At 72.1% G+C, this 20103-nt stretch carries 15 protein-coding genes and 1 tRNA gene; 4 read left to right on the forward strand and 12 right to left on the reverse strand.

Going from position 1 to position 20103, the window contains the following annotated elements:
• Positions 1 to 51: 51 nt before the first annotated feature.
• Complete coding sequence (uvrB, locus tag L332_RS15930; protein ID WP_021009213.1) at positions 52 to 2103, reverse strand: excinuclease ABC subunit UvrB; 2052 nt, start codon at positions 2101 to 2103, stop codon at positions 52 to 54.
• A 9-nt stretch (positions 2104 to 2112) separates the two neighbouring features.
• Positions 2113 to 2751 (reverse strand): dephospho-CoA kinase, encoded by a 639-nt coding sequence (coaE, locus tag L332_RS15935; protein ID WP_021009214.1) that lies wholly within the window; start codon positions 2749 to 2751, stop codon positions 2113 to 2115.
• Between the two features lie 72 nt (positions 2752 to 2823).
• On the opposite strand from coaE, the gene L332_RS15940 reads away from it, so the two are divergent.
• The gene (locus L332_RS15940) at positions 2824 to 3678 is read left to right on the forward strand and encodes a response regulator transcription factor (protein ID WP_021009215.1); all 855 of its coding nucleotides are present in this window, start codon (positions 2824 to 2826) and stop codon (positions 3676 to 3678) included.
• Here the strand turns inward: L332_RS15940 and L332_RS15945 are convergent.
• Entirely contained in the window at positions 3660 to 4868 is a 1209-nt protein-coding gene (locus L332_RS15945) for a diguanylate cyclase domain-containing protein (RefSeq protein ID WP_021009216.1), read from the reverse strand. The two genes, L332_RS15940 and L332_RS15945, sit on opposite strands and share 19 nt — an antisense overlap.
• Positions 4865 to 6484, reverse strand: coding sequence for a sensor histidine kinase (locus L332_RS15950; protein WP_021064807.1), 1620 nt, complete (start codon positions 6482 to 6484; stop codon positions 4865 to 4867). The genes L332_RS15945 and L332_RS15950 overlap by 4 nt, the downstream gene beginning before the upstream one ends.
• Positions 6485 to 6582: 98 nt before the next feature.
• Between L332_RS15950 and L332_RS15955 the strand changes: the two genes are divergently transcribed.
• Positions 6583 to 7200: a DUF4126 domain-containing protein gene (locus L332_RS15955; protein ID WP_021009218.1), complete on the forward strand. Its 618-nt coding sequence runs from the start codon at positions 6583 to 6585 to the stop codon at positions 7198 to 7200.
• Here the strand turns inward: L332_RS15955 and L332_RS15960 are convergent.
• From L332_RS15960 to polA, 5 genes are all read right to left on the reverse strand, one after another.
• The gene (locus tag L332_RS15960) at positions 7197 to 8570 is read right to left on the reverse strand and encodes a serine hydrolase domain-containing protein (protein ID WP_021009219.1); all 1374 of its coding nucleotides are present in this window, start codon (positions 8568 to 8570) and stop codon (positions 7197 to 7199) included. The genes L332_RS15955 and L332_RS15960 overlap by 4 nt on opposite strands.
• An 85-nt stretch (positions 8571 to 8655) precedes the next feature.
• Positions 8656 to 10116 (reverse strand): 30S ribosomal protein S1, encoded by a 1461-nt coding sequence (gene rpsA / locus L332_RS15965; RefSeq protein WP_021009220.1) that lies wholly within the window; start codon positions 10114 to 10116, stop codon positions 8656 to 8658.
• A gap of 132 nt (positions 10117 to 10248) precedes the next feature.
• Positions 10249 to 11940: a DUF885 domain-containing protein gene (locus L332_RS15970; protein ID WP_021009221.1), complete on the reverse strand. Its 1692-nt coding sequence runs from the start codon at positions 11938 to 11940 to the stop codon at positions 10249 to 10251.
• 16 nt (positions 11941 to 11956) lie between these two features.
• Entirely contained in the window at positions 11957 to 12967 is a 1011-nt protein-coding gene (locus L332_RS15975) for a TIGR03560 family F420-dependent LLM class oxidoreductase (protein WP_021009222.1), read from the reverse strand.
• A gap of 44 nt (positions 12968 to 13011) precedes the next feature.
• A complete protein-coding gene (polA, locus tag L332_RS15980) occupies positions 13012 to 15633 on the reverse strand; it encodes a DNA polymerase I (protein WP_021009223.1) in 2622 nt (873 codons plus the stop codon).
• A 76-nt stretch (positions 15634 to 15709) separates the two neighbouring features.
• On the opposite strand from polA, the gene L332_RS15985 reads away from it, so the two are divergent.
• Entirely contained in the window at positions 15710 to 16150 is a 441-nt protein-coding gene (locus tag L332_RS15985; protein WP_021009224.1) for a PaaI family thioesterase, read from the forward strand.
• A gap of 265 nt (positions 16151 to 16415) precedes the next feature.
• On the opposite strand, the gene L332_RS15990 is transcribed toward L332_RS15985, so the two are convergent.
• Positions 16416 to 17297 carry an endonuclease domain-containing protein gene (locus tag L332_RS15990; protein ID WP_021064809.1) on the reverse strand — a complete coding sequence of 294 codons (882 nt, stop codon included), beginning with the start codon at positions 17295 to 17297 and terminating at the stop codon, positions 16416 to 16418.
• A 412-nt stretch (positions 17298 to 17709) separates the two neighbouring features.
• A complete protein-coding gene (locus L332_RS15995; protein WP_031223123.1) occupies positions 17710 to 18321 on the reverse strand; it encodes an ANTAR domain-containing response regulator in 612 nt (203 codons plus the stop codon).
• A gap of 76 nt (positions 18322 to 18397) precedes the next feature.
• On the opposite strand from L332_RS15995, the gene L332_RS16000 reads away from it, so the two are divergent.
• Positions 18398 to 18479: transfer RNA gene (locus tag L332_RS16000), tRNA-Leu, on the forward strand.
• Positions 18480 to 18531: 52 nt separating this feature from the next.
• Here the strand turns inward: L332_RS16000 and pyk are convergent.
• On the reverse strand, positions 18532 to 20025 hold the full coding sequence (pyk, locus tag L332_RS16005; protein ID WP_021009227.1) for a pyruvate kinase: 1494 nt from the start codon (positions 20023 to 20025) through the stop codon (positions 18532 to 18534).
• Positions 20026 to 20103: the final 78 nt, after the last annotated feature.

Raw genomic sequence — 20103 nt, forward strand, 5'->3', positions numbered from 1 at the left:
CCTCGCGCTCACTTCTCAGTGAGGCACCTCGCTCGGGGCCGCTCGCTCCTCCTAGCTCGCCTGACGCATCTGCCGCAGGTCGCGCTTGAGGTCGTGGAGCTCGTCGCGCAGCCGCGCCGCGAGCTCGAACTTCAGCTCGCCCGCCGCCTCCGTCATCTGCGCCGTGAGGTCGGCGATGATCGCCTCGAGCTGCGAGGGGCCGTCGAGGCTCGAGCGGTCCTTCGCGAGCCGCGGCGTCGGCGCCCCTCGCCGGCCGCCCTCGAGCAGCTCGGCGGTGTCGGCCTGCTCGCGCGCGAGCACGTCGGTGATGTCGGCGATGCGCTTGCGCAGCGGCGTCGGGTCGATGCCGTGCTCGACGTTGTACGCGATCTGGATCGCGCGGCGGCGCTCGGTCTCGTCGATCGCGCTCTGCATGGAGTCGGTGATGCGGTCGGCGTACATGTGCACCTCGCCCGAGACGTTGCGGGCGGCGCGACCGATCGTCTGGATGAGCGACGTCGACGAGCGCAGGAAGCCCTCCTTGTCGGCGTCGAGGATCGAGACGAGCGACACCTCGGGCAGGTCGAGGCCCTCGCGCAGCAGGTTGATGCCGACGAGCACGTCGAAGAGGCCCTGCCGCAGCTGCGTGAGCAGCTCGACCCGGCGCAGCGTGTCGACGTCCGAGTGCAGGTAGCGCACGCGCACGCCCGCCTCGGTGAAGTACTCGGTGAGCTCCTCCGCCATCTTCTTCGTGAGCGTCGTGACGAGCACGCGCTCGTCGCGCTCGGCGCGCACCCGGATCTCCTCGAGCAGGTCGTCGATCTGCCCCTTCGTCGGCTTGACGACGAGCTTCGGGTCGACGAGCCCCGTCGGGCGGATGATCTGCTCGACCACGGTGTCGGCGAGCGACATCTCGTACTTCGCGGGCGTCGCCGAGAGGTAGACCTTCTGCGGCGTGCGCTCGAGGAACTCGTCGAACTTGAGCGGGCGGTTGTCGAGCGCGCTCGGGAGCCGGAAGCCGTGCTCGACGAGCGTGCGCTTGCGGCTCGCGTCGCCCTCGTACATCGCCCCGATCTGCGGCACGGTCACGTGCGACTCGTCGATCACGACGAGGAAGTCGTCGGGGAAGTAGTCGAGCAGGCAGTGCGGCGGCTCGCCCTGCTCGCGGCCGTCGATGTGCCGCGAGTAGTTCTCGATCCCGGAGCAGAAGCCGATCTGCTCCATCATCTCGAGGTCGAAGGTCGTGCGCATCCGCAGCCGCTGCGCCTCGAGCAGCTTGCCCTCGCGCTCGAGCACCTTGAGCCGCTCCTCGAGCTCCGTGCGGATGCGCTCCATGGCTCGGTGCATGCGCTCGGTGCCCGCGACGTAGTGGCTGCCGGGGAAGATCGAGACGGCGTCGTGCCGCTGGAGCACCTCGCCCGTGAGCGGGTGCAGCGTCGAGAGCGCCTCGATCTCATCGCCGAAGAGCTCGATGCGGATCGCGTGCTCCTCGTACATCGGGATGATCTCGATCGTGTCGCCGCGCACGCGGAACGTGCCGCGCGAGAAGGCGACGTCGTTGCGCTGGTACTGCATCGCGACGAAGCGGCGCAGCAGCGCCTGCCGGTCGATGCGCATGCCGACCTGCAGCGCGACCATCGCCTCGAGGTACTCCTCAGGGGTGCCGAGTCCGTAGATGCACGAGACGGTCGAGACGACGATGACGTCGCGGCGCGAGAGCAGCGCGTTCGTCGCCGAGTGCCGGAGCCGCTCGACCTCGGCGTTGAGCGACGAGTCCTTCTCGATGAAGGTGTCGGTCTGCGGCACGTAGGCCTCGGGCTGGTAGTAGTCGTAGTACGAGACGAAGTACTCGACGGCGTTGTGCGGCATGAGCTCGCGGAACTCGTTCGCGAGCTGCGCCGCGAGCGTCTTGTTGTGCGCGAGCACGAGCGTCGGGCGCTGCACCTGCTCGACGAGCCACGCGGTCGTCGCGCTCTTGCCCGTGCCGGTCGCGCCGAGCAGCACGACGTCGGTCTCGCCTCGGTCGAGGGCGGCCGCGAGCTCCCGGATCGCCTTGGGCTGGTCGCCGGAGGGCTCGTACTCGCTCACGACCTCGAAGGGGTGCACGGCACGCGTCGCTTGCATGCTCCAAGCCTAGGAGCGGCCGCCCACATCCTCGCTGTGGGAGTGCTCACGACCGGCGCGGAGGCGCTCCCACAGCGCATCGGCCTGCGCGAGCGTCTGCTCCAGCTCGCCCGCGGTGTCGATCACGATGTCGGCGATCGCGAGCCGCTGCTCGTCGCTCGCCTGCGACGCGACGCGAGCCCGCGCATCCGCCTCGTCCATGCCGCGCAGCGCGACGAGCCGGGCCACGCGCGCCTCGGCGGGAGCGTGCGCGACCACGACGAGGTCCCACGGGTCGTCGGGCCGCGCCTCGACGAGCAGCGGCACGTCGTAGACGACGACCGCGTCCGGGTCGGCGTCGAGCGCGGCGCGGAAGCGGCGGGCGGACTCGCGCCCGACGGCCGGGTGGACGATGCCGTTGAGCCGACGCCGGGCGGCGTCGTCGGCGAAGACGATCGCGCCGAGCGCGGCCCGGTCGAGCGAGCCGTCGGGCAGCAGCAGGTGCTCGCCGAAGGCCTCGGCGATCTCGCGCAGCACCGGCTCGCCGGGCTGCTGCAGCTCGCGCACGAGCGCGTCGGCGTCGATGACGACCGCTCCGCGCTCGGCGAGCCGGCCGGCGATCGTGGACTTGCCGGAGGCGATGCCGCCGGTGAGCGCGACGAGAGGCATGCGTCGAGTCTCGCACGGCCGCGGGAGCCGCTCGGCGGCAGCGATCCGCCGCGGTGGGCGGTGGACGCTAGCATGGGCGAGATCGCACCGGGTCGCGCGGTGCTGGATGCGGGAGAACCGATGCACGAGGACGTCGCGGTGGTCATCGAGGATGGCGAGGACATCCGTGAGCTGCTGGCCCAGGTGCTGACCCAGGGCGGCTTCACCGTGCACACGGCGGCCGACGGCCCGAGCGGCGTGGAGCTCGTGCGCCAGCACGACCCCATCGTCGTCACGATCGACGTGAACATGCCCGGCATGGACGGCTTCGAGACGGCCCGCCAGGTGCGCAGCCTCACGACCGCCTACATGGTCATGATCACGGCGCGCGGCGACGAGATCGACACGCTCGTCGGGCTGCAGGCCGGCGCCGACGACTACGTCGTCAAGCCGTTCCGGCCGCGCGAGCTGCGCGCCCGCATCGAGGCGATGATGCGGCGTCCGCGCGCGCTCGCGTCGACGCATCCGTCTGCCCCGCGCCCGCCGCAAGCGGCCCCCGCCCCGCAGCGCGTCCCCTCGGCCCCGGGCCACGCCGGCGCTCCGCTGCCCGACGACGAGCACGAGACCTCGATGCTCGAGCACCGCGGCCTGCGGCTCGAGCCGCAGGCGCGGGTCGTCGAGCTCGACGGGCAGGAGATCGAGCTGACGCGCAGCGAGTTCGACATCCTGCGGATGCTGCTCGGCTCCGGCCGCCGCGTCGTGAGCAAGCTCCAGCTCGCCGGCATGCTGCGCGGCGAGCGCGGCGAGCCCGACCACTTCCTGAGCGAGCACGACGCGCGGGCGATCGAGGTGCACGTCGCGAACCTGCGCCGCAAGCTCGGCGAGTCGCCCTCGGAGCCGCGCTGGATCGAGACGGTCCGCGGCGTCGGCTACCGCCGCACCGCCTGACCGCGGTCGGCGTCCTCCCCCTCGCCGTCCTCCCCCGCGACGACGACCGAGACGTCGTCGCTGCCCATCGCGCGCCGCGCGGCCGAGCGCGCCGCCTCGACGAGCACGTCGCGGTCGTAGCCCGTGATGCTCGTGAGCGCGACGCCCATGCCGATCGGCGGCACGACGGGCACGCCGGCGGTGCGGAGCTGATCGAGCATGGCCCGGTGCATGCGGGCGGCGAGCTGCCGGGCGTCGGCGGGCGATGACGGCTGGAAGGCGAGCAGCAGCAGGCCGCGCTCGTCGCTCCCGAGCGCCGCGGTCGTCGGCGCGAGCCTGCGGACGGCGGCTCGGGCGGCCTGCCGGACGTGCTCGGCCTCGTCGACGCCGAACGCCGTCGAGATGCGCGAGAGCGCATCGATGCGCACCGCGAGGACGGCGAAGAGCTCGCCGCGGCGGTTGGCGCGCATGAGCCGCCCGCCGAGCACGCGCGAGAACGACGGCGCGAGGAGCACGCCGTCCGGCGCGATCGCCATGAGCGACGAGTCCTCTGTGCCTCGCAGCCGCACCTGCTCCGCGCGCAGCACCGAGGTCACGACGACGACGACGATCGTGAGCGCGATCGTCGCGACGCCGGCGATGCCCGCGTCGGACCACACGCGCAGGAGCGCGCCGTCCCCGGCCATCGTCACGCCGGCGAGGAGCCGCACGAGCTGGAAGGCGGCGACGACGACGAGCACGCCGCCGAGCGCGACCCCCGTGCGCGTGCGGCGCAGCGAGCCACGCAGCGCCTCGGCCGCGCCGAGCGCGGCGAAGGCCGCGTTGGCGGCGAACATCACCCAGCGCGCCGACCAGCCGCCCGGGCCGGTGCCGACGAGCAGCACGGCGAGGAACGCGAGCAGCGCGGCGAGCGCGACGACGAGCGCGGCGCGGCCGCTGCGCCGACCGTTGAAGACGCGGCAGCCGATCCACAGCAGGCCCATGCACGCGACCCAGCCGCCCTGGCCGATGCCGACGGGCCACGAGCCGACCCCGAGCACGGCCTCGACGACGAACGCCTCGGTCGCGATCATCGCGGCCAGGAAGCTGAGCGCCCAGACGCGGCCGGCGCGATCGTCCTTGCGGACCATCGTCTCGAGCACGAACAGTCCGCCCGCGACGTGCACGACGAGCGCCGTGATGAGGATGACGGTGTCTGGATCGAGGGTCATGCGGTCGCTCCCGTGGTGCGTCGAGGCAAGCGGACGACGAAGGTGGCTCCGCTGCCAGGCTCGCTCTGGACGGTGATCTCGCCGCCGTGCGCGCGCACGAGGTCCCGGCTGATCGATAGGCCGAGGCCGTTGCCCGTCGCCCTGCCGGAGGGCTGCGCGCGGTAGCGGCGCTCGAAGAGCCGCGGCAGCGCGTCCTCCGCGATGCCGGGCCCGTCGTCGCGGACGACGAGCCACAGGTGCTTGTCGTCGGCCGTGACGCCGACCTCGATGAGGCCGTCGCCCGTGTGGTAGTTCACGGCGTTGCCGACGAGGTTGTCGACCACCTGCCGCATCCGGTGGGGGTCGAACTCGGCCTCCGCCGGCTCGACGCCAGAGCTGTCGATGCGGATGTTGCGCTCGGCGGCGCGCGGCTCGAGCGCCTCGACCGACGCGAGCACGACGCGAGCGAGGTCCTCGCGCACGGGCCGCACGTCGAAGCGGCCCGGCCCGTCGGCGGTCGCGGCGAGGATGTCGCCGATGATGACGAGCAGGCGGGAGGCGTTGCGCTCGGCGATCTCGAGGCTGCGCCGCGCGCCGGGGCCGACGTCGCCCGAGTCGAGCGCGAGGTCGAGGTGGCCGAGCACGCTCGTGAGGGGTGTGCGCAGCTCGTGCGAGACGGAGGCGACGAGCTCGTCGCGGATGTGCACGGCCTGCTGCTCCGCCGTCACGTCCCGCGTGACGAGGATCGCGCCCACGTCGGCGCCGTTGATGTCGAAGAGCCGTCGCGCGGTCGACAGCAGCGCGCGGCGCTGATCGCCCGGCGGGCCCTGCCAGTGCAGCAGGTTCTCGAAGGTCTCCCCCCGCCGGGCACGCGCGACGGGCACGGCGCCGGGCTCGGTCGGCGTCGCGCCGTCCGCCTCGAACAGCTGCGCGTCGTCGGCGGGCGTCATGAGCCTCGCGTGCGCGTCGTTCTCGATCGAGATGCTGCCGTCGGCGCCGATCCGCACGACGCCGAAGTCGACCGCGTCGAGCAGCTCGCTCACCGCGTCCTCCTGCCGCCTGGCGCGCTCGACCGCGTGGTCGAGGTAGTCGGCCTGCTCGTCGAGCAGCGACCGCTGCGCCGCGGAGCGGCGCGCGGCGATGAAGGCGACGACGGATGCGGTGGTGAGGGCGAGCGGGCCGAGCGCGTCGCGCAGTCCCGCGCCGATGTCGTCGGCGAGGAGGTGCGCGACCCAGAACAGCACGGTCGAGCCGCCCGCGCCGAGCACGAGGCCGGGCCAGCCGAGCACGGTCGCGAGCCAGATGGCGGGCACCATCCACAGCAGCCACGCCTCGCCGTCATGGTACGAGAGCTGCAGCAGCAGCACCGCGACGAGATCGCCGACCGGCACGATCCCGACCCAGCGCACGGGCAGCCGGTTCCAGGGCACCACGAGCGCGGCGATCGTGAGCGCGAACACGAGCAGCATGCCGCCGAAGAGCAGCTCGCCCTGCCGCACGTCGCCGACCACGATCATGAGCGCGCAGGCCGTGAGCGCGGCCGCGGCGAAGAGCAGCTGGTTGACGGCGGTCGCGCGCTCGCGGGTACGGTCGGGGCGCGCGCCATCGGCGCGAGCAGTCGTGACCGCCGCCATCATGCTCTGACGCTACCGCGCACCGGGCCCTTCCCCCGCCACGCACGGCGGCAGCGGGCTACGATCGGCCCGAGCGGCGCCGCGCCGCAGGAGGAGGGATCGTGCTCGAGGCACTGACCGGCGCCGGGCTCGCCGCGGCTGCGGGCATGAACGCCTACATCCCGCTGCTCGTCGTCGGACTCGCCGACCGGCTCTTCCCCGGCCTGCTCGCGCTCCCGGAGGGCTGGGCCTGGCTCTCGAGCTGGTGGGTGATCGGCATCGTCGCCGTGCTGCTCGTCGTCGAGGTCGTCGCCGACAAGGTGCCCGCCGTCGACAGCGTGAACGACGTGCTGCAGACGCTCGTGCGGCCCGCCGCCGGCGGCCTCGTCTTCGGCTCCTCCTCGACGGCGTCGACCGTCGCGGTCACGGATCCCGCCGAGTTCTTCGCCTCGAACCAGTGGGTGCCGATCGTGGTCGGCGCGGTCATCGCGCTCGCGGTGCACGCTGGCAAGGCGACGGTGCGGCCCGCGGCGAACGCCGCGACGGCGGGCGCGGCCGCGCCGGTCGTCTCGACGGTCGAGGACGTGGGCGCGATCGGGCTGTCGCTGGTCGCGATCGTCGCGCCGCTCCTCGTCGTGGTGGCGCTGCTCGCGCTCGCGGCGGCTGGCTGGTGGCTGGGGCGCACGGCCCGCCGGCGGCGGCGCCCCGCCGAGCGGCCCGCGACCGCGGGCGACGGCTAGCCCGTCGCCTCCTCCGGCACCGGCTCGACCGCGTGCATGTGCCACGCGCCGCGCCAACGCGCGACGCGGCCCGTCTCGTCGCGCTCGGCGATCGCCTCCTCGTGCCCCGATCCCATGCCGGTCGCCGCCTCGATCACCACGCGATCCTCACGGCGCGGCGAGAGCACGTCGACCGCGGCGAGCGGGTCGGGCGCCGTCGGGGCGATGCCGAGCAGCCGCCCGCCGAGCTCGACGACGTCGAGCCGCCCCCAGATGCTCGCGAACGATCCCTCGAACGAGCGCGCGAGCTCGAGCTCCGCCTCGTCGGGCTCGGCCGCGGGCTCGAGCGCCGCCTGCACGATGCGGGCGACGCCGACGGCGAGCTCCTCCGCGGGCGCGTCGATCGCGTTCGCGAGCACGCTCACGACGACGTCGCGCTCGGCGTCGACGAGCGTGCGCGTCGCCTGCCCCGTCCACGCGCCGCCGTGCCCGTGCCACGTGCGGCCGTCGACCTCGCGCAGCATGAGCCCGAGGCCGTAGCCCGCCACGGCGCCGTCGCGACCGGTCGTCGACCACTGGCGCTGCCGCATCCGCCGCCGTGCCGTCGCGCTCAGCAGCCGGTCGTCGGAATCGGCCACGACGCGCAGGGCGTCCGAGAGCTCCGCTGCCGTCGAGACGGCGCCCGTCGCTGCGGCGAGCGCGCGCGACGACGGGCTGCCGAGCGGCGCGCGCTCGTCGCTCGAGTGCAGCGCCGAGTGGCCGGTCGCGAGCGGTGCCGAGGCGCCCTCGATGTCGGCGCTCGTCGCCTCGAGCCCGAGCGGCGCGAGCACGAGCCGCTCGAGCGCGCGGGCGTACGGCTCGCCGGTGACCGCCTCGACCGCGAGGCCGAGCAGCCCGAAGCCGATGTTGGAGTACTTGAACTCGGCGGATGCGTCGAGGCGGCGGACGCCGGCCGTCGCGATCGCGAGCAGCCGGTCGGCGTCGGGGAAGTCGTCGGCGAGCTGCCAGAACGCGACGTCGTCGCCGTCCCGGGTCGCTCCGCTGCCGTGCGAGAGGAGCTCCCGCACGGTCAGGGCCGCGGCGTCGGTGCCGGCGAGCGCGGGCACGAGCCCGCCGAGCGCGTCGTCGAGGCGGAGCTCACCCTCGTCGACGAGCCGCATCGCGGCGAGCGCGGCGAGCGACTTCGAGTGGGAGGCGATGCGGAAGCGGTGGTCGACGGTGAGCGGCTCGCGCGTCGCCTCGTCGGCGAGGCCGTGGGCGCGCTCGAGCACGAGCTCGCCGCCGATCCGCACGGCGACCTGCACGCCCGGCACGCGCAGGCGCCAGCGGCGGTAGGCGAGCCAGCGGTCGGCGTAGTCGAGGGCGCGCGTCATCGCGTCGTCGGCGGGCATGCCTCGATCCTGCCACCCCGCGGCGCGCCCCCGGGAACGCAGAGCGGGCCGCGCCCGAAGGCGCGGCCCGCTCTGGCGGTGCTGACTACTCCGCGGAGCCGGTGAGCTTCTCGCGGAGCGCGGCGAGCGCCTCGTCGTCGGCGAGGGTGCCGGCGCCCGAGTCGTCGGAGCTGCTGCCGAAGGACGATGCGCCCGAGGGCACGTCGTTCGAGGTGAGCTCGGCGTCGCGGGCGGCGGCGACCTGCGCCTTGTGCGCCTCCCAGCGCGCCTGCGCGGCCGCGTACTCGGCCTCCCAGGCCTCGCGCTGCGCCTCGAAGCCTTCCTTCCACTCGTTCGTCTCGGGGTCGAAGCCCTCCGGGAACTTGTAGTTGCCCTGCTCGTCGTACTCGGCGAGCATGCCGTAGAGCGCCGGGTCGAAGTCGGTGCCCTCGGGGTCGACGCCCTCGTTCGCCTGCTTGAGCGAGAGCGAGATGCGGCGGCGCTCGAGGTCGATGTCGATGATCTTCACGAAGACCTCGTCGCCGACCGCGACGACCTGGTCAGCCGTCTCGACGTGCTTGGCCGAGAGCTCCGAGATGTGCACGAGGCCCTCGATGCCGTCCGCGACGCGCACGAACGCGCCGAACGTGACGAGCTTCGTGACCTTGCCCGGCGCGACCTGGCCGATCGCGTGCGTGCGGGCGAAGATCTGCCACGGGTCCTCCTGCGTCGCCTTGAGCGACAGCGAGACGCGCTCGCGGTCGAGCTCGACGGTGAGGATCTCGACGGTGACCTCCTGGCCGACCTCGACGACCTCCGAGGCGTGCTCGATGTGCTTCCACGAGAGCTCGGAGACGTGCACGAGGCCGTCGACGCCGCCGAGGTCGACGAACGCGCCGAAGTTGACGATCGACGAGACGACGCCCTTGCGGACCTGCCCCTTCTGGAGCGACTGCAGGAACTGGCCGCGCGAGGCCGACTGCGTCTCCTCGAGGAGCGCACGGCGCGAGAGCACGACGTTGTTGCGGTTCTTGTCGAGCTCGAGGATCTTCGCCTCGATCTCCTGGCCGAGGTACGGCGTGAGGTCGCGGACGCGGCGCAGCTCGATGAGCGAGGCCGGCAGGAAGCCGCGGAGGCCGATGTCGACGATGAGGCCGCCCTTGACCACCTCGATGACGGTGCCGGTGACGACGCCGTCCTCGTCCTTGATGCGCTCGACATCGCCCCAGGCGCGCTCGTACTGCGCGCGCTTCTTCGAGAGGATCAGGCGACCCTCCTTGTCCTCCTTCTGGAGGACGAGCGCCTCGACGGTGTCGCCGACCTCGACGACCTCGGAGGGGTCGACGTCGTGCTTGATGGAGAGCTCGCGCGAGGGGATGACGCCCTCGGTCTTGTAGCCGACGTCAAGGAGGACCTCGTCGCGGTCGATCTTGACGACGGTGCCCTCGATGAGGTCGCCGTCGTTGAAGAACTTCAGGGTCTTCTCAACGGCGGCCATGAAGTCATCGGCCGAGCCGATGTCGTTCACAGCGACCTGCTTGGGAGCCGTGGTCGTTGCAGTGGTCATAGAGTTCAAGGTGCCTTTATGGGGGATGTCGGGCTGCGGGCATGAGGATGCCCATCCAGCGGTTCGGATTGATTGCGCCACACGAGTGGCCCGTCGATCGTACACGCGGATGGGCATCCCGGACAACCGCACCTAGCCGCGCAGGACAGCCTCCCGCAGCGTGTCGAGGCCGACGCCGCCGATGTTGAGCACGCGCATGTGGAAGCGCTTGAGGTCGAACGCGTCGCCCTCGGCGTCCTTCGCCGCATCCCGGATCTGCTCGAAGATGCGCTGGCCGATCTTGTAGGACGGCGCCTGGCCCGGCCAGCCGAAGTAGCGGTTGACCTCGAACCGCACGAACGGCTCGTTCATGTTGACGTTCGACTTCATGAACTCGAAGGCGTAGTCGAAGTCCCACTCCCCCGTGCCGTCGAGGCGCGGCTTGCCGAGGTGCACGCCGATGTCGAGCACGACGCGTGCCGCGCGCATCCGCTGCCCGTCGAGCATCCCGAGCCGGTCGGCCGGGTCGTCGAGGTAGCCGAGCGACTCCATGAGCCGCTCCGCGTAGAGCGCCCAGCCCTCCGCGTGGCCCGACGTGCCGGCGAACGCGCGACGCCACAGGTTGAGCTGCGCGCGGTTGTAGGTCGCCTGCGCGATCTGCAGGTGGTGGCCCGGCACGCCCTCGTGGTAGACGGTCGTGAGCTCCCGCCACGTGTCGAACTCGGTGACGCCCTCGGGCACCGACCACCACATCCGCCCCGGCCGCGAGAAGTCGTCGGCGGGACCGGTGTAGTAGATGCCGCCGGTCTGCGTCGGCGCGATCATGCACTCGAGCGCCTTGATCGGCTCGGCGATGTCGAAGTGGTTCCGGCCGAGCTCCTCGATCGCGCGGTCGCTCGTCTCCTGCATCCAGGCCTTGAGCGCGTCGGTGCCGTGGAGCTTGCGGCTCGCGTCCTGGTCGAGGTGCGCGATGGTCTCCTGCACGCTCGCGCCGGGGAGGATCTCGTTCGCGATCGCCTCCTGCTCGGCGCGCATGCGGTCGAGCTCCTCGATGCCCCACGCGTAGGTCTCGTCGAGGTCGACGGCGGCGCCGAGGAAGCGGCGCGACATGAGCGAGTAGAAGTCGCGGCCGACCGCGTCGACGGGGTTGGCGGATGCGGCGAGCTCGGTGCGCAGGAACTCCGCGAAGCGCGCGTGCGCCTCGGTCGCCTCGCCGGCGGCCTTCGCGAGGTCGTCACGCAGCGACGCGGGCAGCTCCTGCTCCCCCGCCTTCGCCGAGGCGGCGAACTCGTGGAAGAAGCCCTTCCCGGGCGCGTAGTCGGCGAACTGCTCGAGCACGTTGTCGATCTGGCGCGCCGCGGGCGTGTTGCCGGTCGCGATGCCGTTCCGGAGCGAGGCGATGTAGCCGTCGATCGCGGCAGGCACGTTGCGCATGCGCTGCGCGATCGTCGACCAGTCGTCCTCGCTGCCGGTCGACATGAGGTCGAAGATGTCGCGGATGCCCGAGGCAGGGCTCGCGAGGTTGTTGAGGTCGCGGTCGCCCCAGCCGGAGGCGTGCACGTCGAGCTCGAGCTGCAGCTCGCGCGAGAGGTCCGTCTTCGTCACCCAGTCGATGTCGTCGACGGGCTCCGCGGCCTCGAGCGCGGCGAGCGTCTCGCGCGCGAGCGCGGCGTCGGCGTCGCGGCCCTCGGGCGAGTAGTCGCCGTAGCCGGCCTTGTCGCCCTCGAGCCCGACGTACACGTTGATCTCGGGGTTTAGGGCGGCGGCGCGGTGGACGTAGCCCTCCGCGATCCGGTCGATCTCGGTCTGCTGGCGCGACGGCGCGCCGACTCTCTCGTCAGTCATGCCGCAAGCCTACGCATCAGCGGAGGGCGGTCATGACCTCCCGCTCGAAGAGCTCGATGCCGCCCTGCTCGAACGCGACCTCCGGCATGTAGGCGATGAGCGTCCCCAGGCCCGCCTCGCGGAGCGCCCCGACGTGATCGACCACCATCTGCGGCGTGCCGACGACCGCGCCGCGCGTCGAGAAGCCCGTGCCGGCGTGCTCGGCGGGCATCGCGGAGTCGGCGCGCGCGTTCACCTCGTCGACGACGCGGCGCGCCTCGGCCTCGCTCTCGCGCACGACGATGTTGAGGTTGGAGGTGAGTCGCACCTCGGCCGGGTCGCGCCCCTCCTTCTCGAGGTGGCGCAGCAGCACGTCGCGCTTGCGCGCGAACTGCTCCGGGCCGCCGCCGAAGTTCGTCGCGTCCGCCCACTTCGCCGCGTAGCGGAGCGTGCGCTGCTCGCCGCCGCCGGCGATCCAGGTCGGGATGCGCGGGCGGCCGTCACGACCGGACTGGAGCGGCTGGGGCCGGCAGATGGCGCCGTCGACCGAGAACGACTCCGACTCGAGCGTCGCCGTCCCCTCGGCCCAGAGCCGCTGGATGATCTGCACGCCGTCGCGGAGCGCCGAGATTCGGTCGCCGACGCCGGGGAAGCCGTAGCCGTACGCGCGCCACTCGTGCTCGTACCAGCCGGCGCCGATGCCGAACTCGAGCCGGCCGCCCGAGATGACGTCGACGGTCGCGGCGACCTTCGCGAGGTAGGCGGGGTTCCGGTAGCCCATGCACGTGCACATCTGCCCGAGCCGCACGCGGCTCGTGCTCGCGGCGAGCGCGGCCATGAGCGTCCACGCCTCGTGCGTCGCCTCGTCCGTCGGCTGCGGCGTCGTGTGGAAGTGGTCGTAGACCCACGCCGAGTGCCACGGGCCGGCGTCCAGGCGCTGCGCGACCTCGAGCATCCGCCCCCACTGCTCGGCAGGATCGATGCCGACGAGGTCGAGGCGCCATCCCTGCGGGACGAACAGGCCGAACTGCAGCGCGGAGTCGTTCATGCCGCCAGCCTAGGTGCCCGTCCCTGAGGGTCGTATGCCGTGGCTCAGTGCGCGGCGGCGTCCCAGTTCGCGCCGACGCCGACCTGCACCTCGAGCGGCACCGAGAGCTCGGCGGCGCCGCCCATCTCGGCGCGCACGATCGCCTCGAGCGCCTCGCGCTCACCGGTCGCGACCTCGAAGACGAGCTCGTCGTGCACCTGCAGCAGCATGCGCGAGCCGAGCCCCTCCTCGGCGATGCGGCGGTCGATCGCGATCATCGCGCGCTTGATGATGTCGGCGGCGGAGCCCTGGATGGGCGAGTTGAGTGCCTGCCGCTCGGCGTTCTCGCGCAGCACGCGGTTCGACGACGTCAGGTCGGGGAACGGCCGGCGGCGGCCGAAGATCGTGGTCGTGTAGCCGTCGTCCTTCGCCTGCATCACGACGCCGCGGAGGTAGTCGCGGATGCCGCCGAAGCGCTGGAAGTAGTCGAGCATGAGCTGCTTCGCCTCGGCCTGCGAGATGCGCAGCTGCTTCGAGAGCCCGAAGGCGCTCAGCCCGTAGGCGAGGCCGTAGCTCATCGCCTTGACCTTGACGCGCTGGAGCGCCGTCACCTCGCTCGGGTCGACGCCGAAGATGCGGCTGCCGACGAAGCGGTGCAGGTCCTCCCCCGAGAGGAACGCCTCGATGAGGCCCTCGTCGCCCGAGAGGTGCGCCATGATGCGCATCTCGATCTGCGAGTAGTCGGCCGTGAGCATCGTCTCGAACTCGGGCCCGTGCACGAACGCCGAGCGGATCTCGCGGCTCACCTCGGTGCGCACCGGGATGTTCTGCAGGTTCGGGTCGTTCGACGAGAGGCGGCCCGAGGCGGAGCCGGTCTGGTCGTAGCGCGTGCGGATGCGGCCGTCGTCCTGGATGGCCTTGAGCAGCGACTCGATGATCTGCGCGAGCTTCGAGGTCTCGCGGTGCTGCAGCAGCAGGCCGAGGAACGGGTGCGGGTTCGTCTCCTGGAGGTCGGCGAGCGCTTGCGCGTCAGTCGAGTAGCCGGTCTTCGTCGCGCGCGTCTTCGGCATGTCGAGCTCTTCGAACAGCACGGTCTGCAGCTGCTTCGGGCTGCCGAGGTTGACCTCGTGGCCGATCTCGGCGTACGCGGCCTCGGCGTGCGCCGCGGCCTTCGCGCGCATCTCGTCGAGGATGCGCTGGAGCACGTCGCGATCCATGTGCACGCCCTGGCGCTCCATGCGCACGAGCACGGGCATGAGCGGCAGCTCGATGTCGTCGAGCACGCCGAGCGTGCCGGGGTCGAGGCGCGGGCGCTGGGCGCGCGAGAGCTCGCCCGTGAGCCACGCGACCGTGCCGAGCTGCTCGGGCTCGACCTCGGGCACGAGCTGGTTGGGGTCGGGCGCGGGCAGCGTCGCGCCGAGCAGCGCCTCGGTCTGCCAGTCGAGCTCGAAGGTCTTGGGCGGCGCGGTCGGCGTCTGCAGCCACGCGGCGACGCGCGTGTCGTGCGCGGCGCCGCCGAGCCGGAGCCCCGCGCGCTCGAGGAGCTTGATGGATGCCTTGACGTCGTGGAGCGCCTTCGGGGCGTCCGACGCGAGCCACTCGACGAATCCGTCGTAGTCGGCCGTGCCGGCCTTGAACGGCACGTAAGCGCTCGCGCCCTCGGTCGCGACGCCGAAGCCCGCGATGCCGCCCGCGCCGTCGGGCGCGATCGAGACCGCGACCGTGCCCTTGGCGCGCGAGAGCCACAGGTCGAGCTCCTCGTCGACGAGCTTCTGCACCGCGGGTGCCTGCACCTCGGGCTCGAGCGCCGCCGCCGGCTCGCCCGTGCCCTCCTGCTTGAGCACGCGGTCGAGCAGCGTGCGGAACTGCAGCCGCTGGAAGACGTCGCGCAGCTTGGCCTCGTCGACCTGGCCGCGCGCGAGCTCGTCGAGCTCGACGCCGAGGTCGACGTCGGTGAGCAGCTGGTTGAGGCGGCGGTTGCGCTCGGCGCGCTCGCGCTGCTCGCGCAGGTTGTTGCCGACGACGCCCTTGATCTCGTCGGCGTGCGCGAGCAGGTTCTCGACCGTGCCGTACTGGGTGATCCACTTGACGGCCGTCTTCTCGCCGACCTTGTCGATGCCGATGAGGTTGTCGCTCGACTCGCCCACGAGCGCGGCGATCTCGGGGTACTGCGCGGGCTCGATGCCGTAGCGCTCGCGCACCGTCTCGGGCGTGTATCGCTTGAGCTCGGAGACGCCGCGCACCGAGGGGTAGAGCAGCGTCACGTCGTCGTTGACGAGCTGGATCGTGTCGCGGTCGCCCGAGACGACGTAGACGTCCATGCCGGCCTTCGCGCCCTGCACCGAGAGGGTCGCGAGGATGTCGTCGGCCTCGTAGTCCTCCTTCGAGAGGGTGCGCACGCCCATCGCGTGGAGCGCCTCCTCGAGGAGCGGCACCTGGCCCTTGAACTCCTTCGGCGTCTCGTCGCGCGTGCCCTTGTACTCGGCGTACTCGCGAGTGCGGAAGGAGTAGCGGGAGATGTCGAACGCGACCGCGAGGTGCGTCGGCCGGTGGTCCTGCAGCAGCTTGAGCAGCATCGACAGGAAGCCGTGGATGGCGTTCGTGTGCTGCCCTTCGCTGTTGACGAAGTTCTCGAGCGGCAGGGCGAAGAACGCCCGGAACGCGAGGGAGTGGCCGTCGATGACCATGAGGGTAGGCTTCGGATCCGACACGACGGCCAGCCTAGCCGGGGCTGCCGACACCCCAGCCGAGCGAGGAGCGCGCGTGAGCCCGGAGCCCATCGAGCACGAGGTCGACGAGGCGACGCGAGCGGTGCTCGCGCACCTCGAGGGGCGGCCGGGCGGCGAGCTCGCGCAGCGCATGCAGATCGAGTTCCTCAAGCTCTCGGCCGAGCACTCGATCGCGCGGATGCCCGCGGAGGGCAACCGGCAGCCGGCCGGCTTCGTGCACGGCGGCGCGTACTGCGTCATCGCCGAGACGCTCGGCTCGGTGAGCGCGAACATCCACGCGGGCGAGGGCCGCTACGCCGTCGGCACCGACATCAACGCGACGCACACGCGCTCGATCACGAGCGGATGGGTGACGGCCGAGTGCACGGCGGTCCACCTCGGGCGCTCCATGACCGTGCACGAGATCGTCTGCACGGACGACGAGGGCCGCCGCGCCTCGACCCTCCGCATCACGAACTTCATCAAGACCCGCTGACCCGCCCGTCCCCGCACCCTGAGTGGCGCCTCCCGCACCTGACTGGCGCCCCCGAGTGGTCATTCCCGCACCTGACTGGCGCCTCCCGCACCTGACTGGCGCCTCCCGCATGTGAGTGGCGCCTCCCGCACCTGAGTGGCGCCTCCCGCACCTGAGTGGCGCCTCCCGCACCTGAGTGGCGCCTCCCGCACCTGAGTGGCGCCTCCCGCACCTGAGTGGCGCCTCCCGTAGATGAGAGGCACCGGCAGCAGATGAACGACGGCCGCTAAGCGGCGGTCCAAGAGCTGCAGCGCTGGTGCGCGGCTACGATCGCGCGCAGGATCGCCTTGCCGCCATCCGCGAGATCGTCCTTCGTGATGACGATCACGTGCCAGCCGAGCGCGCGCAGCTTCTCGCGGCGGATACGGTCCCGCTCCTGCTGAGCGGGATCGTTGTGATGCTCCCCGTCGTACTCCACAGCGAGTTTGAGAGGCGGCCAGCTCGCGTCGAGCCGCGCGACGAAGAGGCCGGTCGCGTCGAACACCTCGTGCTGCAGCGTCGGCTCCGGCAGCGCTCCCATGATCAGGAGACGCACGAGCGTCTCGCGTGGTGACTCGGAGCCGACCCGCACGAGGGCGACCGCCTGTCGGGCGCGATGGAGCCCGCGCGCTCCCGGGTAGCGCCGCAGCGCATCCGTCAGGTCCTCGACCGTCAGCGGGTCGTGACGCTTCGTCGAGACGAGCCAGTCACCGACGGTCACGAGCTCCTCGAGGCTCAGCAGCGGGGCGAGGTGCACGAACGTGTCAGCCCTCGACTCGACGCGCAGACCGTCGACCTCCTCGACCGCCGACTTGAGGCGATGCCCGACCACGCCGGGACGCTGCATGCGGGAGCGACCCGTCGGCGACGCGAGGTGGACGCGACCTTCGCGCTCAAGGCGCACGGGCAGCGGCATGCCGTGGACGCGTGCCGCGGTGGTGTGGGAGAAGAACTGGTCGTCGCCCGCGAGGACGCGAACCGCCTCGAGGAGCGCCTGATCCGCGTCGCCGATGGCGGCCGTGATGCGCGCGCCGCGAGCAGGAGACGTGAACGCCATGGATCGGAGCTCAGCTGCGGAGTAGCCGCGCTCGAGTCCCTCCCGGACCGTGAAGCCGTGCTCACTGTGCATGCCGTGCATGGTGACGGCAGGTGGCGCGGACTTGTGCCTGCGCACCCGGGTGCTGTGGAGAGCGCCAGGGAGCAGCGGTGCCCGTGTCGCGGGCGGCTGCGGGAGGCGCCACTCACCCGCGAAGGGCGCCGCTCACCTGCGGGAGGCGCCACTCACCTGCGGGAGGCGCCACTCACCTGCGGGAGGCGCCACTCACCTGCGGGAGGCGCCGCTCACCTGCGAAGGGCGCCACTCACCTGCGGGAGGCGCCACTCACCTGCGGGAGGCGCCACTCACCTGCGGGAGGCGCCACTCACCTGCGGGAGGCGCCACTCAGGTGCGGGAGGCGCCAATCACCCGCGGGAGGCGCCACTCACGTGCGGGAGGCGCCACTCACCTGCGGGAGGTGGCAGGCGGCGGCGCGGGGCGGGGGCTACTTCTTGGTGCTCAGCTGCTCGATGACGGCCTGCGCGACCTCGGCCATCGTGAGGCGGCGGTCCATCGAGGCCTTCTGGATCCAGCGGAACGCCTCCGGCTCGGCGAGGCCCATGCGCTGGTTGAGCAGGCCCTTCGCGCGGTCGACGAGCTTGCGCGTCTCGAAGCGGTCGGCGAGGTCGGCGACCTCGCTCTCGAGCGCCCGGATCTGGTCCCAGCGCGCGAGGGCGATCTCGATCGCCGGCAGCAGGTCGTTCTGCGTGAACGGCTTCACGACGTAGGCGAGCGCTCCCGCCTCGCCGGCCCGCTCGACGAGCTCCTTCTGGCTGAACGCCGTGAGCAGCACGACCGGCGCGATCTTCGCGGCGCTGATCTTCTCGGCCGCGCTGATGCCGTCCATCTTGGGCATCTTGACGTCCATCACGACGAGGTCGGGCTCGAGCTCGGTCGCGAGCTCGACGGCGCGCTCGCCGTCGCCGGCCTCGCCGATGACCTCGTAGCCCGCGGCCTGCAGCGTCTCGACGATGTCGAGGCGGATGAGCGACTCGTCCTCGGCCACGAGCACGGTGCGCGCGGTCGTCGCGTGCTCGGCGGGAGCCTGGTCGGTGATGGGCTCGGCGAAGAGGTCGTCGGTCATGGCCACTAGCCTAGTGTTCGCAGCGGCCGGGCATCCGCCCGAGCCGTCAGCCGGTGTGGCGGAATCGGCAGACGCGGCGCACTCAAAATGCGCTTCCGCGAGGAGTGTGGGTTCGAGTCCCACCACCGGCACGGCAGGAGCCCGGACGATCCACGATCGTCCGGGCTCCGCTCGTCGAGCGGCTCAGCCCTCCGCGGGATGCGGCGCCGACTGGTGCCGCACCTCGATGCGGCGCTTGCCGTGGTAGGCGGGCGCGGCCTCGGCGTGCACGTCGCCGACGACGTGGATGCGGATGTCGTTCGTCGAGCCCGAGATGCCCGGCGGCATGCCCGAGATCACGACGACCTTCTTGCCGACGGGCACGAGCTGCTTGCCGATGAGCACGTCGTCGACCTGCGCGATCATGTCGTCGGTGTGCATCACGCGGTCGACGAGGTGCGTCTGCATGCCCCAGATCATCTGCATGCGCGACTCGACCTCGGGGTCGGGCGTGAAGCCGAAGGTCGGGATCGCGGTGCGCAGCCGCGCCATGCGGCGCGCGGAGTCGCCCGACTCGGTGAAGACGACGATCGCCGCCGCCTCGACGAACTCGGCGACCTCGAGCGCGGCGAGCGTGATCGCGCCGCCCTGCGTGCGCGGCTTCGTGCCGAGCGGCGGGATGCGGCCGAGGCCGTGCTCCTCCGCGGCCGACACGATGCGCGCCATCGTCTCGATCGTCGTGATCGGGTGGCTGCCGACGCTCGTCTCGCCCGAGAGCATCACGGCGTCCGCGCCGTCGAAGACCGCGTTCGCGCAATCGCTCGCCTCGGCGCGTGTGGGGCGCGGGTTCTCGATCATCGACTCGAGCACCTGGGTCGCGACGATGACGGGCTTCGCCCATCGCCGCGAGAGCTCGATCGCGCGCTTCTGGACGAGCGGCACCTGCTCGAGCGGCAGCTCGACGCCGAGGTCGCCGCGCGCGACCATGATCGCGTCGAAGGCGTCGATGATGTCGGGCAGGTTCTCGACCGCTTGCGGCTTCTCGATCTTCGCGACGACGGGGAGCCGGCGGCCCTCCTCGTCCATGATCGCGTGCACGCGCTCGATGTCCTTCGCGTCGCGCACGAACGAGAGCGCGATGATGTCGGCGCCGAGGTGGAGCGCCCAGCGCAGGTCCTCCTCGTCCTTCTCGCTCATCGCGGGCACGTTGACGGCGACGCCGGGCAGGTTGATGCCCTTGTTGCTGCTCACCGGCCCGCCGACCTCGACCTCGGTGACGACGTCGGTCTCGGTCACCTCGACCGCGCGCAGCACGATGCGCCCGTCGTCGACGAGCAGCGGGTCGCCGGGACTCACGTCGGCGGGCAGGCCCTTGAAGGTCGTGCTCGCGCGCTGGCCGTCGCCCTCGACGTCGTCGGTCGTGATGGTGAACCGGTCGCCCTCGCGGAGCTCGAACGGCCCGCCGGGGATCTTCCCGAGGCGGATCTTCGGCCCCTGCAGGTCGACCAGGATGCCGACGGGCTTGCCGAGCTCGTCGGATGCCTTCCGGATGTTCGCGTACACCTCCTCGTGGACGCTGTGGTCGCCGTGGCTCAGGTTCATGCGCGCGACGTTGATGCCGGCCGCGATCGCGGCCTTCGTCATCTCATAGCCGGCGAGTGCCGGCCCGAACGTCGCGACGATCTTGGCTCGTCTCAAGGTGTTCTCGCTTCCGTGGCTCGTGCCGCCTGGGTGGGATCGGCGCGGACCCCTCCATCCTCTCAGAGGCCCTCGCGC

It is taken from the genome of Agrococcus pavilionensis RW1, from assembly GCF_000400485.1.
GTDB classification, from domain to species: Bacteria; Actinomycetota; Actinomycetes; order Actinomycetales; family Microbacteriaceae; genus Agrococcus; species Agrococcus pavilionensis.